The 16,164-nt window shown below is 30.0% G+C and carries 4 protein-coding genes; all 4 read right to left on the reverse strand.

The window, feature by feature from the left end; translation table 11 throughout:
• The coding region (locus tag NF27_RS00110) for a tetratricopeptide repeat protein (protein WP_039454494.1) at window positions 1-6,901 on the reverse strand (6,901 nt) is incomplete at its 3' end.
• Window positions 6,891-9,494: a tetratricopeptide repeat protein gene (locus NF27_RS00115; RefSeq protein ID WP_039454496.1), complete on the reverse strand. Its 2,604-nt coding sequence runs from the start codon at window positions 9,492-9,494 to the stop codon at window positions 6,891-6,893. The genes NF27_RS00115 and NF27_RS00110, both read right to left, overlap by 11 nt.
• Window positions 9,495-9,508: 14 nt before the next feature.
• Entirely contained in the window at window positions 9,509-12,532 is a 3,024-nt protein-coding gene (locus NF27_RS00120; protein ID WP_039454498.1) for a tetratricopeptide repeat protein, read from the reverse strand.
• A gap of 268 nt (window positions 12,533-12,800) precedes the next feature.
• Window positions 12,801-16,127, reverse strand: coding sequence for a tetratricopeptide repeat protein (locus NF27_RS00125; protein ID WP_039454500.1), 3,327 nt, complete (start codon window positions 16,125-16,127; stop codon window positions 12,801-12,803).
• Window positions 16,128-16,164: the final 37 nt, after the last annotated feature.

Consider the following 16,164-nt stretch of genomic DNA (forward strand, 5'->3'; position numbering starts at 1 on the left):
CTCTATCTAGTGTACTATTTTTCTCAATATTATAAAATAAAGCCAGATTTTCAAACACAGTATTTGGTAACCTATATAAGTCAAACTTTGGTCGAAATAACCTTCCTTCTTCTGTTTCATTTCCTATTCTCATTCCAAATTTATTAATATCATCTTTTAATAATTTTAAGGCTCTCTCTTGGCGTATATTTATCTCTTTAGTCTTTATTGTATCCAGAATATTTTTTACTTCCTGCTTATATTCAGTAATTAAATTTTTATCTCCTTTTATATATGTAATGGTAGTTAGCTCATTTGGAAGTAAATTGTCTTGCTTATACCATTTACCTTCTTGGAATTTACTCATTTCTTTAGGAGTATGTATTAATTCAAACACTTCTCCACCATATTCGTCTAACTCGCCCTCTCTTAACCCACTGGCTGCTGTTGTACCAAGAGGAGTTTTACATGCTCTTGGCATCATTCCATCAAATTTAAATCCATTAGGGGTTATGTTATCATAAAACCAACTGCTTAGTGGATCTTTATTATAAGCAGGGTTAAGTGCATCTATTACCATTGTAGGTAATACTGTTTCTCCTAAGTTGATTACTTTAATATGCAATAATTTAGTAAGGTTTCGAAAATACTGCTTATAATTTTCATTTTCTTCATTTATTAAAACGACGAATTCGAAATCAGAATAAGGTGTAATCTCTTTTCTTGCTATTGACCCTAATCCCATTATCGCATACTTACATCCTCCCTCTGGAGAACCTAGAACTTTTTGACATTCATCAATTAAATCATTAATAAATCCTTTCATTCTTTTAGTAATCATACCATATAAGCTTTGTACTTTTTCTACCTTGTCTATTTTTAAAAGCTCAACATTTTTATCTTGCTCCTTTGGAGCATTATATTCTGACTCTATACTATTAAGAGCATCTCGCACTTCTTTTCTTAAATCTTCTAAAAATTTTTTATGTATTAAATCAGACTCTTTAGCGGATATTAAAGAAGCAGGTATTTTCTTCTGTAACACATCTTCTAGAAAGGATTTCTCTGTTCTTTTAATACAATCTATTAATTCATTTTGATGTGAATTATAACATTTATCATTCGCAAACTTATCGTTAACTATTATAAGAGCAGTATTATAGAGTGCAGTTGCTTTAGTATATTCCCTTTTCTCTCTATATATACCACCTAATTCTTTTAAACTTTCAATCTGTAGCTTATAATCTTTATTGCTTAATGCTTCTTTGAAATTATGAGCATATTTATATTCCTTTTCGTCAATCTCTTTTTTATTACTATTTTTTTGCAATGGTAGTTGTTGCCGCATTTCTTTACATGCATAGGCAGTTAAGTATAATGCCAACACTTTCTCTTCTTCTTGTTCTGGTGATAGATCACCAGCTCCTCTAAACGATAACATAATACCCTCAAGTTCTTCTAACTTCTCTTCGGCTTCTTCCTTCTTTCCATGCATTACATGTACATTAATTAATAGATAATAAGCTAATATATGTGGTGCTACAGTTATGCTTTCTCTAGTATCAAGCAGCACTCGAAGTGTATCTACTGTAGTTATTTTTTCAAGTTGGTTATACCCTAAGCTCGAACCATCATTCTGTAGCTCAATAGCTTTATTTAACAACTCTTGTATCTTTGTATACTCTTCTTGATTATTAATATCATGGTATTTAACTAAGAACATTGCATATTCCGTATATAAAGCTGAGCTTATAGGTTCTTCAGATTCCATGCTTAATGCTAACTCAAATGTTCTTCCTGCTTTTCCTAGGTACTCTTCATACTCTTCTATCTTATTACTTTCTTTAAAGCAAATTGCCTTAATATGATACATGCAGGCTAAATTATTCCTTGTATATCTTGATTGAGATATATTACTTAACTCGTTATACCATTTAATTGCTAGAGTTAGTTCCCCTTTATTATAGTATGCATTAGCTAAAATTTGTAGTGCATATATTTTATACTTTTTCGCTTCTATATCTTCTAACTTATCTAATATTTTTATACACCGGATACTATTTTGTACTGCTTTTTCATTATTATCTAGAGTTAAATATATACTTCCTATATTGTATAATGTAATTGCTATACTAATATGGTTCTTAGGGTATATTTTTTGTTGAATATCCAAACTTCTTTTATAACTTTTTAATGCCTCACTATATTTTCCTTGTATATCTAGTATAATTCCTATATTATGTTCAACTTTTGACATAATATGATCTTCTTTTCCTATTCTCTTTAATATGATTAAACTTTGTTGATAATTATTTAATGCCTCTTCGTATTTCTTTAAAGCAAGTAGATTATTTCCTATGTTATACAATGAAGCTGCAATATCAGGATGACCATCTTTATATATCTGTTGTCTAATTGTTAAACTCTCTTCATTAAATAGTAATACCTTATTATATCCACCTTGTATACTTAGTATAGCTCCAACATTATTTAATAAAGTAGCATTTTCAGGAAAATATCCTCTATATCTTTTATTATATATTTTAAAACTTACCTTTAAGCATAATAATGCCTCACTATATTTCCCTTGTTTGGTTAATGTACCCCCTATATTAATTAATACATTTGCAATAGCAGTATGATCCCTTTTGTATATACCATTATATATTTTCAAACTTCTATAATAATATTTTAATGCTTTTTCATATTCCCCTAGTGCTGAATATGTAATTCCCATATTATTTAATAATGAGGCTAATGAAATATCCCTGTCCCTGATTCCCTGGTAAATCTTCAAGCTCTTTTCTTGCCACTGTAATGCTTCCATATACTTATCTTCACTATACAATATATTACCTATCTGGTTATATATTGCGGCAATACTAAGCTGGTCTTGGCTACATAACATCTCATCCAATAATTTTAATGCTGGCTGATTTTTGCCCACCCGGTGATATAAACTTACTAGAAGTTGTTTTAAATAGTTATTTTTCTGATAACTTGTTTCTTTAAATTCCTTTATTGCCTTATCATACTTCATAAATCTTACATATATATGTCCTTTGATCATATGCTCATCTGGTATAGCTCTTTCTTCAATATATTTATGTTTTAATCCTGTATTATCTCTACTATCATTAATAATTGTACTTAATATTACCGTTGTATAAAAGTACCTATATAATAATGCTGGTTCCTTAATATAAAACACTTCTTCAATTATTTCTTCCTGTAGTTCCTTAATTTTAGTACTATACTTCTGTAGAGTTGATAAATCTTCTTTTTGGCCATTATTATGGGCATATGTATTTAACCTTAACTCAGTAGCTATGCTTAATGCAATTTGCAACCCTTTTATGTTCTCTAAATGTTTCCACGAAGATTCTAACTCAGATAGTGAATATACTGACACCCAAATATCTTCTCTCCGACCACCTAAGCACTCTGTTAATGCAACTGCTATTCTATCCGGAAATCTGTATATCTCCTTCTTTACATTTAATATTTGTCCTATTTTATCTTCATCTGATATAAAACTATAGGGATCAAAGTTTAAGTTATCTTTTTTTAAGATCTCAAATGATTGCTGTTGAATATTTTCTCTATATCCTTCTAATTTTCCTTGATATTTTCTTATTAATTCTTTGCTGCCCAATATCGGTACTATACGCCATAAAGCCTGAACTAGATGTGGGTCCTCCTTCCACCACACTTCTTCTTGAAATCTTAGTAACTCACTTATAGTGCTAATTAACTCAAATGGCTTACATTTAACTACCTTACTTGTACCTTCTTCATTAAGCTCAATTTTATTATACCTTTCCTCTCTCCCCAATGGTGATTTACAAGCATGCCATTGTGATCCGTCACAACTAAACCCCCTCCTGCTTATATTATCATAAAACCAATTATGCTCTTTATCAGTACCATCACTTCGCTTAAAGTTGTTTAGTTCCTTTATTCCAAATACTGTAAGTAAAGATTCTCCAAAGTTCGTTACCTTAATATACATTAATATTGTCAAATTCCTAAAATACTCTTTTATCCTTTCTTCTTCTCTCTCTAATTCTTCTTCTATTAATATTCCCCATTCCATATCTGACCATGGTGTCATGGTACCTAATGCCATCGACCCCATACCATATATTGTATACTCTACTTCTCTTTCTTCCCCTGTTTTCTTATCTATTACCTTAGGTAAACCACCTAATTCTTTTATACAATCATTTAATAGCTGTTTGATTAGCCCTTTATCCCCTATAAAATATTCTCTTATCTCTCCGTATATTCTCTCTACTTCTTCTGCCCTCTTTTCTAGCCCTTCTTCATCCAGCTCCTCTTCCCCTTCCTTTATCCCTAAATCTTCTATTCTTTTTAGTTCTCCTTTTACCCATGCTCTGTGCTCTTCTAATTTAGCTTTATATTCTCTAATTCTCTCCAAACTTGCTTTGCCGCTATATCCTTCGGGTAATGGTTTGTCATTACTGTATTGCTTTATAAAGTTTTCTTCTACTAATCCTATTTTATTCTCTACTTCCCTCCTCCGGCCTTCTTTATCAATTCCATCAGGTAGCTTATCTATTATGTTAAGCATGTACTGATATATCCCTACTGCCTTAGGATTATCTAGCCTATCTTTTCCTTCGCTATATATATCTCCTAACTTTAAAAATAATTTGTATTCTTGCTCATAATACTTACCTATATTTATTTCATTGTTACATAGCTTTAGCCCTTCTTTTATCTTTTTTAAGCAAACCTCTATATCTCCTACTTCGTATAGCTTATTTACTTCTTCTTTTATCTCTTCTATTTTTTTCAAAGTTTCTTTTACATTTAGGAAAATTATATCACCCAATTCTTCTTCATCTTCTTTGCCTCCCCCTTGCCCTATATACTTTTCTATAAAATCTAAATTTATTTCCTCTTCTACCTTCTTAAAAAGTAATCCGTAATATTCTTCTAGCTCTTCCTCTGTATACTCTCCTCTTTCTCCTTTCACTAATGCCTTCTTCTGCTCTAGTATACTAAATAGCATCTCTATATATTCTGCGGATAACTCACCTATTTTCTTTCCTATTTTTGACTCATTTCTTCCCAAGAGCTCTACTCTGTTCCTGCTGCTTTGTCTTATCCTTTCTTCTATCTCTTCTAACCTATCAGTATTTATTTCTATGCCGGCTATCTCTACACACTCTCTTATATGCCTAGCTCTTATCCCTACTATCTCCTCTTCATGCTTATTTGCAGTAATTGAACTTAGGCTATATTTATTTTCCTCTTCTAGTGGTGCTTCTGCATATACTTCATTTCTTATCTCTCTCCTACTGTAACCCCTTATATTACTGAATATTATTACACCACAATCATAGCTGTTCTCATAACTCCCTTGCTGATCTATCTTCTTCTCATACTCCTTAACCTCTATTTCTTCAGCTCCTACCTCTACTCCTTTATTCTTTAGCTCTGTTCTTATTAAGAACCCAATCTGCTCCTTTATTACTTGCAATAGTCTTTCCATTTCCTGCTTTGGGAAATGATTTACTCCATATGGATCATCATATAATATGCTGCTTCCTCTACTTTCATAATCTATTTCTATCCTTACACTTCTCCAATGCAGCCCATATAATATAGGTAGCACTATAACTCTCGGCATAGATTGCCATCTATCGGTGTTGTACTCTTTTATTTCATGATTACCTGTTATTCTTGCTATATCATCTCTCAGATATTCTCTAAAATTATCTGAATGGTAAGGATCAGCTATGAATATGCCTTCCTCGTTCTCCCTGTGTGTAGCATATCTTTCTTCTTCTTTACCTTCTATATCAATAGGATGTAACATACTTTTTCTTATTGCTACCAGCAGCCTGAATCCGTCAGTAACGCTGTACCAATACTTCCTGTCTTCTCCATTGCTAATCAGATTCCTATCATCCCCTGCTGCACTTAAATCCCTTAGCTTCTTTTCCACATGCTTTGTATGCTCATCATCTTTCTTAGAATCTGAGCCTAAACTTTCTACAGCTCCCTCTTTCATTGTTTTAAATTGCGCTTCCCATTCTAATATATCCTCACATAGCTTTTTTGTTCTCTCAGTAACTTCAAATCTTTCTTGCTTTAATCTTTGAGTAACAAAGTTATATGCTTTTTCAACTAATTCTTCTCCTTCATATACTGAGAATTCTCCACTCTTCTTATTGTACTTTTCAACTACTCTTTTAATACTATTGAATAATATTCCATCCCACTTATTATCTAATGCTTTACTTATATCAATTGATTTTATGTATTCCCTAAGCTCTTTGCCATATTTGCCTATAAATAAACTTTTAATTAATTCATGTAGGAAAATTTGCTTCCATATTTCTTGGGCACCAATTATTTTTGGGTGTTGCTTATTACTAAAAATTTTTTTAAAAATGAAGTAAGCATTCCAATAAGATTTCTCTAATTCTTCTAAATTTTTAATATTTTCATATATTTTACATAAAAATATATTGGTTTTAGCTATATCTAAATGAGGCCTAACCTTAAATATTTTTTTATATATTTCTAATGCTTTTTTTAAGGAAGTCTCAGCTTCTATAAAGTTATTAATTAGTAAGTAGTTTTTACCTTGATATCTATATGCATTTGCTATGTATAAATTATTTTCTCCATAGGTTTCTTTGTTTATTTTCAAAGCTTTACTATAGCACTTCTCAGCATCACTTTTGTTCCCTTCAAGTCGATTGAGCTTTCCTAATTTATAAAGTACTTTAGCGGTTTCATTTCCTTTACCAGAAAAGATTTTAAGATAAAGTATAAGTGACTGATTAAAATAACTTCTAGCTTTAATAAAGTCTTTACTTTTTAAATAAAATATTCCAAGATCTTTATAATTTTTAGCTAAATTAGGATCATAATTATCTCTCATTTTTATATACTCCTTCCCTATCCATAAGTAGTTTATCTACAAATATTTTTACATCATTCTCAGTATCAAAATGCTCTTCTTTATCAACAGAAATAGTGCTCTCTTTTATTAAATTTAAAATACCTTCATCTGAAACTAGCATATCTTGTTTTTCCGTAGATATGTTTATTGGAGGCACATCACTGTATATTTCTTTATTAATATATTTAATTGCTAAGTTACATTCTCTATAATGGGTATTATCTTTTAATCCATCAAATATTTTTGAATATAAACGTAAAGTTTTAATAGTTAATGGATGCAAAATATTAAATATATCTCTAACTATGCATAGTGCATCACTTAATTCTTCTCTGGCTTTTTTATACTCCTTTTGAAAAATATAATATTTACATAGGTTTAATAAAGCCAATGAAGTTTCAACCCCTTTTGCTCCACATACTTCTTTGTTTATCTTAAACCCTTTCTGGGCTTCCGTTAAAGCCTTATCAAATTTATTTTGCTTAAAGTATAATTTAGATAAATTATTATAAGCCATACCTGTCTTATAATGATATTGTCCATAATAATTCTTAATATCAGTTATTAATGATAGGAATTTTTCCTCTGCCTCCATATAATCGCCACTTTCAAGTAAAATTAGAGCCAAATCAAAGTTATAATCTATAGCTTTGTAATGATTATGCTCGCTCATATTTATTGCTTTTTGAATACAAGTTTTAGCAAAATTTATATCTTCTTCATTTTGCCTATATTTACCAATAATAATTCCAAGCATATCATATGCACTCGCAACAATGATTTCCGGTATATCTTGATTTTCTGATATGCTTATCAAATCACCATTTTTCTGTAATACGTTGTATTCTATTAATATTCCTATAAGGCTCTTTTTCGCTTCCTCATAGTTAGCCATACAGTAATACACTCTTGATAAAGCAATACTACATTTAATTAAATTTATCTTCTGTTTAGACTTTAAATTCTCATCATTAGAAGTATATTCTTTTATTGCATCTTCATAATATCCTATCGCCTTTCTGTACATAAATAGTTTTTCATGAATTCTCCCTTCAATATAATTTTTTTCATGTATTAATATTTTTTCTATATATTTTTTAAAATCATCATGTTTACTTTCATCTTCTTTCTTTGTACTAATATCATTACAAAGAACCTCTATACTTTCCTGTAATGGCAATAATGTATGGTATATATCAAATAGATCGTTTTCTTTATCCAAGCAAAATTCATGCTTTATTTTCTCAATAGTCTGATTTGGCCATGGGATTATAACAACATCCTTTTCTCCTTTGTAATGCATTACACTTTTTAATCTAAGAGTTGTAATTGTATTTAAAACCTCTTCTAATTTTTTAGCTACTTTGTTGGAGATTATTTTCATTGATTCTAGTTTTTTTATTCTCCTCCAGGAAGTCTCAACCTCCTCTGTGTTTAGTATATCGTTGCCAGCTTTATCATCTTTTTCCTTACCTTTATCTTGACTAGAAGGATTAGATGATAGTTCTGTTGAAGATAAAAAATATAAGCTAATACATTCTAATATTAAGGTTGGCAAACGGTAAAGCTCATATTTGATAGGATATACTTGTCCTAGATGAGTCCTTCTCGCTAAGTTAGGTTCGAATCTATAAATAGCTTCCTGTAACCAGCTTATGATTCGGTTCTTCAATGTCTCTTTATCCTGGGAATTAACTTTTATTCTATATTTATCAACTAATGCTCTATTACCATATATATATTTAAAATTCATTAATATAAATGGTAAGTGAGAATCAAATTCAAACCATTCATTTTTCTCATGATATTCCATTAAATTATTTACTGTACCTAGTAACTTAAATTTCTTCTTCTCCTCCTTTAAGTGAGTATTACCTAATGGTGTTTTACATGCCCCTGGTGCTTGGCTATCAAATGAGAAACCCTTTTTAATAACCCCTGTAGCAGATCTTTCAAGCAATCCTAACTCTTTTACATCTAGAATATTTTGCATTCTTAAAGTAGTTTCACCTAAACTAATAATTTTAAGCTGGATTAGTTTACAGAGATTTTCTAGATTACTATGTTGTTCTTTATTTCTTGTAATAATAGCAAACTCAAAATCAGAATATGGTGTTGCTTCTCCTCTTGCTAATGAGCCAAGCACTATAAATGCATAATCTTGATCTGTTAAACCATTAAATAAGCTTTCACCTATAATTTCTTTAATAAATTTAATTAAGCGCTGATTTATAACTTGGTATATTCCTTGGATATCTTTAAGTGATTTTAACTTATTACTTATGTCTTCCCTTAGCTTTTGAAGAAAAATTTTATGGTTTTGGTTATCATTTTTGAAACATTCTTTTTTACTTAAGTTAGCAGAAAACCTTTCTTCTATATGCGCTATTTTTTTTAATAATTCACTTTCTTCGAAAGCCAAAGCATAGTTATATAATACTGCTGCGTTTGCATGATCCCCTTGATTTAAATAAAAATCTCCTAAAGATAAAAAACAGTTCCTTTGCTTTTCTTGATTTCCTTCCTTATAAGCTATTTCTAAAGCCCTTATAATCTCTCCTTTTTCCTGCATATAGGGTTACTCATTTAAATTATATACATATCATTACGCTGGGCTTGCCTCTCTACTTTAGAAATATAATTACTATCTAATATTATATTGCTTAACTCAATTGCCTCTCTACGTTGTTCATGATTCTTACTTATACCAATCTCATCCTGAATTCTAAAACACCTCTTTATTGCAGAATTAGCAATATCTAGTAGTATTTCTTCCTTCTTATAAGCATCTGCTTTAGCAAAGTCTGAATTTATAATTATTTCCTGCTCTTGAGTAATATCTTTTTTATCTTTATAAGCGACATACGCTTTAGCAACACCTAAGTAAGCTTCACCCAGCTCTAAACTTATACTTTTCTTTTCTTGCTCGATATCTATTGATTTATTATAAAACTTTAATGCCTCTTTATACTCCCCCGTAATATAAAGTAATTTACCCATATCATTTAAGTACTTTGCTTGTCTTGTATCACTCTTCCTATCCCCTTCAGTAAGGTAACTAAAAACATCTTCAGAAGTTATGAAGTCCCCCTCACCTTTGTCTATGTAATCTTCATCTTTATACATTTCTTGCACTGCTCTATCACATTCCCTTTTCTTCTCTTGATATGATTTCTTACCTGCAGCTATTTTCTGCCTTATCCTGAATTTTTCACTTCGACAGCTCCATTTATTCTTCACATCAACTATCTTCTTTTCTAGCTTGTTATATTCCGTAATTATATCTTCTAAATTATTGTTATTTTCAGTTTTATGTTTAAATTCCAATATACCATTTCTCTGCACAAGAATGCTATCCATTCCATTCTCATTAAATTGATTCTCGGCTATATTCCCGTTTCCCCCTATTTTTCTATCAATTACTTCTCTTACAGCTACTGCTTGTTGTAAATAATATCTGTATATGTCACTTTCTCCTCCTATATCGAAATAAGTTCTGCCCAGATGATAAAGTGTTTGGGAATAGATGGTTAATAGCTTTTCATCTTCGTTTTTCAACCCATTACAAATTATGTTAATTTGTTCATTTAAAATTCTTTTTTCTTCTTGAATTTTTATAAAATCCAATATACACCATTTCAGTTTACTAAGATGCTCTTTAAATTCTTTAAGCTTATCTTTATCTGAATCATTTAGCCCTTCTTCTGCTAGCTTTTCTAAAAACTCCTTACTAGTTTCAAGAATCTCTCTTGCTTTAATTGACCTTCCTGTCATCATGTAGTGTGAGGCTAAAGCTACTTTGAAATATACGTATTCAGCACTTTTGCTTTTACCAAACACTTTATCCTGGTAAAATAATAGAGTTACTACATGTGGTACAAATAATGCATTTTTATTTTTTGCTTGTTGCCCGGTATTATCGCGCTTAAAATTATTTTTAAAAAATTCAATTATCTTATTTAATTGTTCTTTTTTTTCAGTTTTAATTACATCTATAGAAGGAACCATAGAACGATGTAACTTCCATTGATTATTCCCTTTCTCCTCTAGAAGCTTATAATCCTTAAGTAACTCTAATGCTTCTATAAATTTATCTTCTTTTACCTCTTTAAATCTAATTTTTAACAATTCTGTCTGTATTGAATCTGGATTTAATAGTTCAACAAATTTTAATATATCTAGTGCTATTGTATTTTTACTTATCTCAGCTTTTGACAAGTTATTTACTACATTATTTATCTTCTCATAATACTTTATTTTCTTATCGTTATCTCTTACATCAGGATACTCACCTTCTTTTAAACCAAGTTCCTTTCTAATATTTTCTATATAAGAGATGATGTTCTCGCCTTCCTTGTATCTAATATATGCTGCTGCTTTATTTATCGCATGTGGTAAATAGCCTAAGCTTGCTCCTAGCTTTTCCTTCCATCCATATCTGCTACCATAATCTTTGTGCCCCTCTCCAATAACTTTATCAATAAGTTGGATTACTTCTTCTTTTAGGAATCTATATTCTGAGCTTGTTGTATCCACAATTTTAATAATATATCTTTTATTCTCAGGTATAATTTCATGATCTCTAGAAGTAATTATTACTCTTCCTTTATGCCACTCTCCTTTAGGTATATATTTTTCTATAAATTGATAATCGAGTTCTTGGCTATCAATCGAATTACCGAGGTTGTCAAATATTATCAACCAATAGGGTCTATCTATTAGCTTTTTATGTACTTCTGAGATTATATCCTCATCATTATTGTCTTCAATTTGTACGCCTAATTCTCTTGCAAACTCTCTAAATTCACGTTGGAAGTCGTCTTTGCTTTCAACCTTGAAAATTTTAATTGTTTTTGTGTTATCAGGAAGAGCTTCACCTATTTTCTCTGCATATTTGTTTGCATACTCCTCAGCAAGTTCCGTCTTACCACTCCCTTGTTCTCCAGTAATTAATATTTCTTGTATTTTATAATCCTTTTCTAATATAAGAAATCCCTTCTCAAGATTGGTAATCGCCTGCTTTCTTTCAATAAAATCGGTGTAGTCTCGTATGGGCGGCAATATATTCTTTACCTCTAATTCTAATCTTTCAGTGCCAAGTAATCGCCTGAGTTTTTTTTGTCTATTTAATATAAAGCTAGAGGGTAATAAAGTATCTGCATTATATCCTATTAAACCACCAACTACGCCACCTACCGCTGAACTTAAAATAGTTCTTACATTTCCAACCAGCTTCTCTTTCAATGCACTTCTATTTTTTGGTTCAGTATTGGTGCAAAAATTTCTTTTCAAATCTCTCTTACTTTCATAATATAATTTTGTCTTACTTTTTCCTGGAAACACTTCTTCCATACCACCACTTTTATTATAAACAAAACTATTGGTTCTTCCTGTTACAAGTCTAGTATTTAAGTAGAACTCACGACTAAACAAAACAGTAGTATTATCAATACCTATAAGGCTTATTCTTTTCACTTGTTGTGCGACTGAACCTCCTAGACTTCGCAGCAACGAGCTTATATCCCGGTGTGCTAATAACCTTTCTGGTACATCTACATTAGTGGCTACTCTTCTAAAAGCTATATTAGTATTATGTAAACCGCTTCTCATTATTTTACCTTTATATTATAATTTTTTAATTCAACTAATAAGATTATAAGGTTATTTCAGTTCAGCATTCCTTAGTTGAGTTAAACATTAATTTTTAACTAATTAACCTAATTGTTAAATATTTTAATATAAAATTATTATTTACAATAATTGTTTTGTTAAGCCGCCAGCACAAATGCTAAGGTAGTTAGTTTATATTAAAGGAAAGCCTTAAAATTTATCTTTATATAGAATATAGATTTTTTAATTTTCCTTTCACTATAATTTTTTAAACTTCTATTATAAGTGGATTCAGCTTTTTTATTTTTCTAAAAAATTCTCTTTCTTGATGCATTTGCCCTAATTCCTTACATCCATGAGCCACAAGATATAAGCATATTTTTTGTTCCTCAAGTTGTTGATCAGAAAGACTACTAACTTCAAAAGATAAACTCATTTCCTTCAATATCTCTAGTGCTTCTTCAGCTTCAACCATATTATTATTGAGTTTATGTATTTTAATTAGGATAAATTGTTTAATAATATTATAATTAATTTTAGTAATCTCTTTTTCTACTAGATTCTGCAAAGCCTCTATAAGAGTTTGTTGAGATTGTATATTTTTATTATTTAAAAATTCTATAGGTGTTTTCAGTGAACCTAAATGTAGAAATTCAACTACTCTTTCAATTAGGCTGTCATTGATAAAATCATGAGGCTCGTATACACCTTTATTTAAACATATTATAACTAGGTTATTTAAAGTGCTTTTAAAATAATGATGATCGATATTTAATTTCTGTTTGAATACGTTTAGAGCATTTAAACAGTTTAATAAGGCAAGATAAGGCTCATTTAATTCACAAAAAGTAGTACAAATATTGCTTAATGTAAGTGCATATTCAGGGTGGTGTTCACCAAATATTTCACTCTTTATCTTAATGCTTTCTTTATAGTACTCCGATGCTTCAATGAATTTTCCTTGTTTATATTTAAGATTTCCAAAATTATTAAATAATATACTTTTAGCATTTTTTAGTTGAGGAGCTGCATCTACTATTTTGTTAATATGTTTATACAAAATTTTTACATCTTGAAATTTCTTGAAGTCAGTATCAATATAAATTGAACCTATACTTATTTGCGATATGATAAAAGTATAATCATACTTACCGAAAACTTTACAACTTATTTTAGCGGCATGATTATAAGCATTCAAAGCACCATCATTTTCTTTAAGAGCTTTTAAAATATTACCTTTGGTGATTAAAAACTTTCCATAATCTGGATAGTATTCGCCATAGAGCGGTAAAAGAATATTTAATGACTCATTGCATTTTTCTAACGCATCATGATTATTACCCATATCATGTAAACAACTAGCCATATTATGTAACAACGTTGCTACGTTTATAGGAGTACATTTAATCTTTTGATGTAATTCCTTATAAGCATCAAGTGCTTCCTGATAATCTCCTAATATTTTATGAATAACAGCTTTATTAAAAGTATTCTGAGTTTGATATTCATAAAAAGCTTGATTTAGCAGTTCCTGCCCTAAAAGAGGTTCCAACCTTAAATAAACATTATTTATTATATCATCTCCTCTTGAAAGACAATCTTTAGCATTTTCATATTCTCCTTTTTCCTTATATACTTCACTTTCTTGCCATAAAAAATCAATTTGCATGAAAGCTTTGTGTAGGCACGCGGCATCTATATAAGCTTGTTTAGATAAAATTAGTGCTGCATCTAATTTTTGATTTATTATATAAACTCTAATTAATTCTCTTTGAAAATACAATTTTGTAATCGGCTCTTTTTCTTCACCAATTAATTTTTGGAAATGTCTCTCTGCATTATCATATTCTAAGAAACGCGTGCAAAGTAGAGCTTCTGTAAATGTATCTATTCTTATTTTACCTGCTTTGGCCAATACATGTCGAATTTTTTTACCCTCCATACCTTTTTCAATAAGCTGATAAAATGCAATCATAATATTATAAAATTTATATAACAGCCCAGTATCCTTAAAATGATAAGTATTTAATATAATATTGTTCTCGAACTCGCTTTTAAGCTCATATTGTTGGAAAGCCCATAACTGCTCATTACGATTATTGTAATGTGTATATGTTTCTAAGCGCACTCTATTTGCTAATCCCAATGCAATTTTTAAATTCTTAGCTAATTTTCTACTTATCTTCTTCCTAATGAATAGGTCTTCTAATAATTTCCACACAGTTTTAATTTCATTATTAAAGCAACCGGCTAATGCTACTATGCTTCTATCTGAAGGCCTGTATATTTCTTTCTTAGAATTTAAAAAACTTCCTTCTTTGTCTTCACCGAACTGTTGCCTAGGATTATACTTTTGTATATCCTCTCTTAATATTTGAAATGAGGTACTTCTAATTACATTATTATATCTCTTTAAGTTTTTCTTATATTTTTCAATTAAATTATCATTATCAATTATGGGTATTATATGCCATAATGCTTGTACTAACGTTATATCATTTTCTTTCCATTTTTCATCTTTTTGAAATAAATTTAAAAGATTTTCCACAGTATGTAATAATTCAAAATCAGGGTATTTTATTTCTTTTATCTTGCCATCTTCTTTCACTACTCTTTTATGACCTTGTCTTCCCAAAGGTGTTTTACAACCATCTGGTAGAGTAGCATCAAAACAGAACCCTTTAGGTGATAATTTATCAACAAACCAATTATCTCTATCTGCTTGTAATGAACTTATATCATTTAACTCCTTTATCCCCATGTAATGCAAGACACTCTCACCGAAATTACATACTTTAATGTACATTAAAGTCGCTAGATTCCTGAAATATTCTTTTACTTGAACTTCTTCTGCTTGTTTTAAACCCTCTTCTATAAGTATGCCCCATTCCATATCAGACCATGGTGTCATTGTACCCAATGCCATTGAACCTAGACCAAATATTGCATACTTTACCTCTCTTATTTTCTTATGGTTCTTAGTTTTTACTCTTGGTAGTCCTCCTAATTCTTTTATACAGTCGTTTAATAGTTGTTTGATTAACCCGTTATCCCCTATAAAGTATTCTCTTATCTCTCCATAAATCTTCTCTACTTCTTCTGCTCTCCTTTCTAACCCTTCTTCATTTTCCTTTATTTCCAAGCTTTCTACTTGTGCCAGTTTATCTTTTATAAGGACTCTAAAAGTAATTAAATTCTCTTTATATTTCTTTATTTTCTCTAAACTTTCTTTACCGCTATACCCTTTAGGTAAGTGCTTGCCATTACTGTATTGCTTTATAAACTTCTCTTCTGCTTTCCCTATTTTACTCTCAACTAGCTTCTTTAGCCCTTCTTTGTTTATTTTATCAGGTAGCTTATCTATTATGTTAAGTATGTACTGATATATCCCTACTGTTTTAGGATAATCAGATCTATCTACTCCTTTATAATAAATATCTCCGAGTAATAAAAATAACTCATATTCTTGCTCATAATACTTACCCGCATTTAAAGAGTTATTGCATACTTTTAAGCCTTCTTTTATCTTCTCCAAACATTCTTTTGTTTTATCTTCATTATATAATCTCTTAATTTCCTCATTTCTACCTTGCATTTTTTCCTATCATAATTCATGGTATATAGCTTTCTTA

Origin of the sequence: Candidatus Jidaibacter acanthamoeba (genome assembly GCF_000815465.1) — a bacterium.
Taxonomy (GTDB): Bacteria; Pseudomonadota; Alphaproteobacteria; order Rickettsiales; family Midichloriaceae; genus Jidaibacter; species Jidaibacter acanthamoebae.

Bases quoted from the DNA above. Each gene is read 5' to 3' on its own strand.
- NF27_RS00115 (WP_039454496.1), bottom strand. From the start codon at position 9,494: ATGCAGGAAAAAGGAGAGATTATAAGGGCTTTAGAAATAGCTTATAAG.
- NF27_RS00120 (WP_039454498.1), bottom strand. From the start codon at position 12,532: ATGAGAAGCGGTTTACATAATACTAATATAGCTTTTAGAAGAGTAGCC.
- NF27_RS00125 (WP_039454500.1), bottom strand. From the start codon at position 16,127: ATGCAAGGTAGAAATGAGGAAATTAAGAGATTATATAATGAAGATAAA.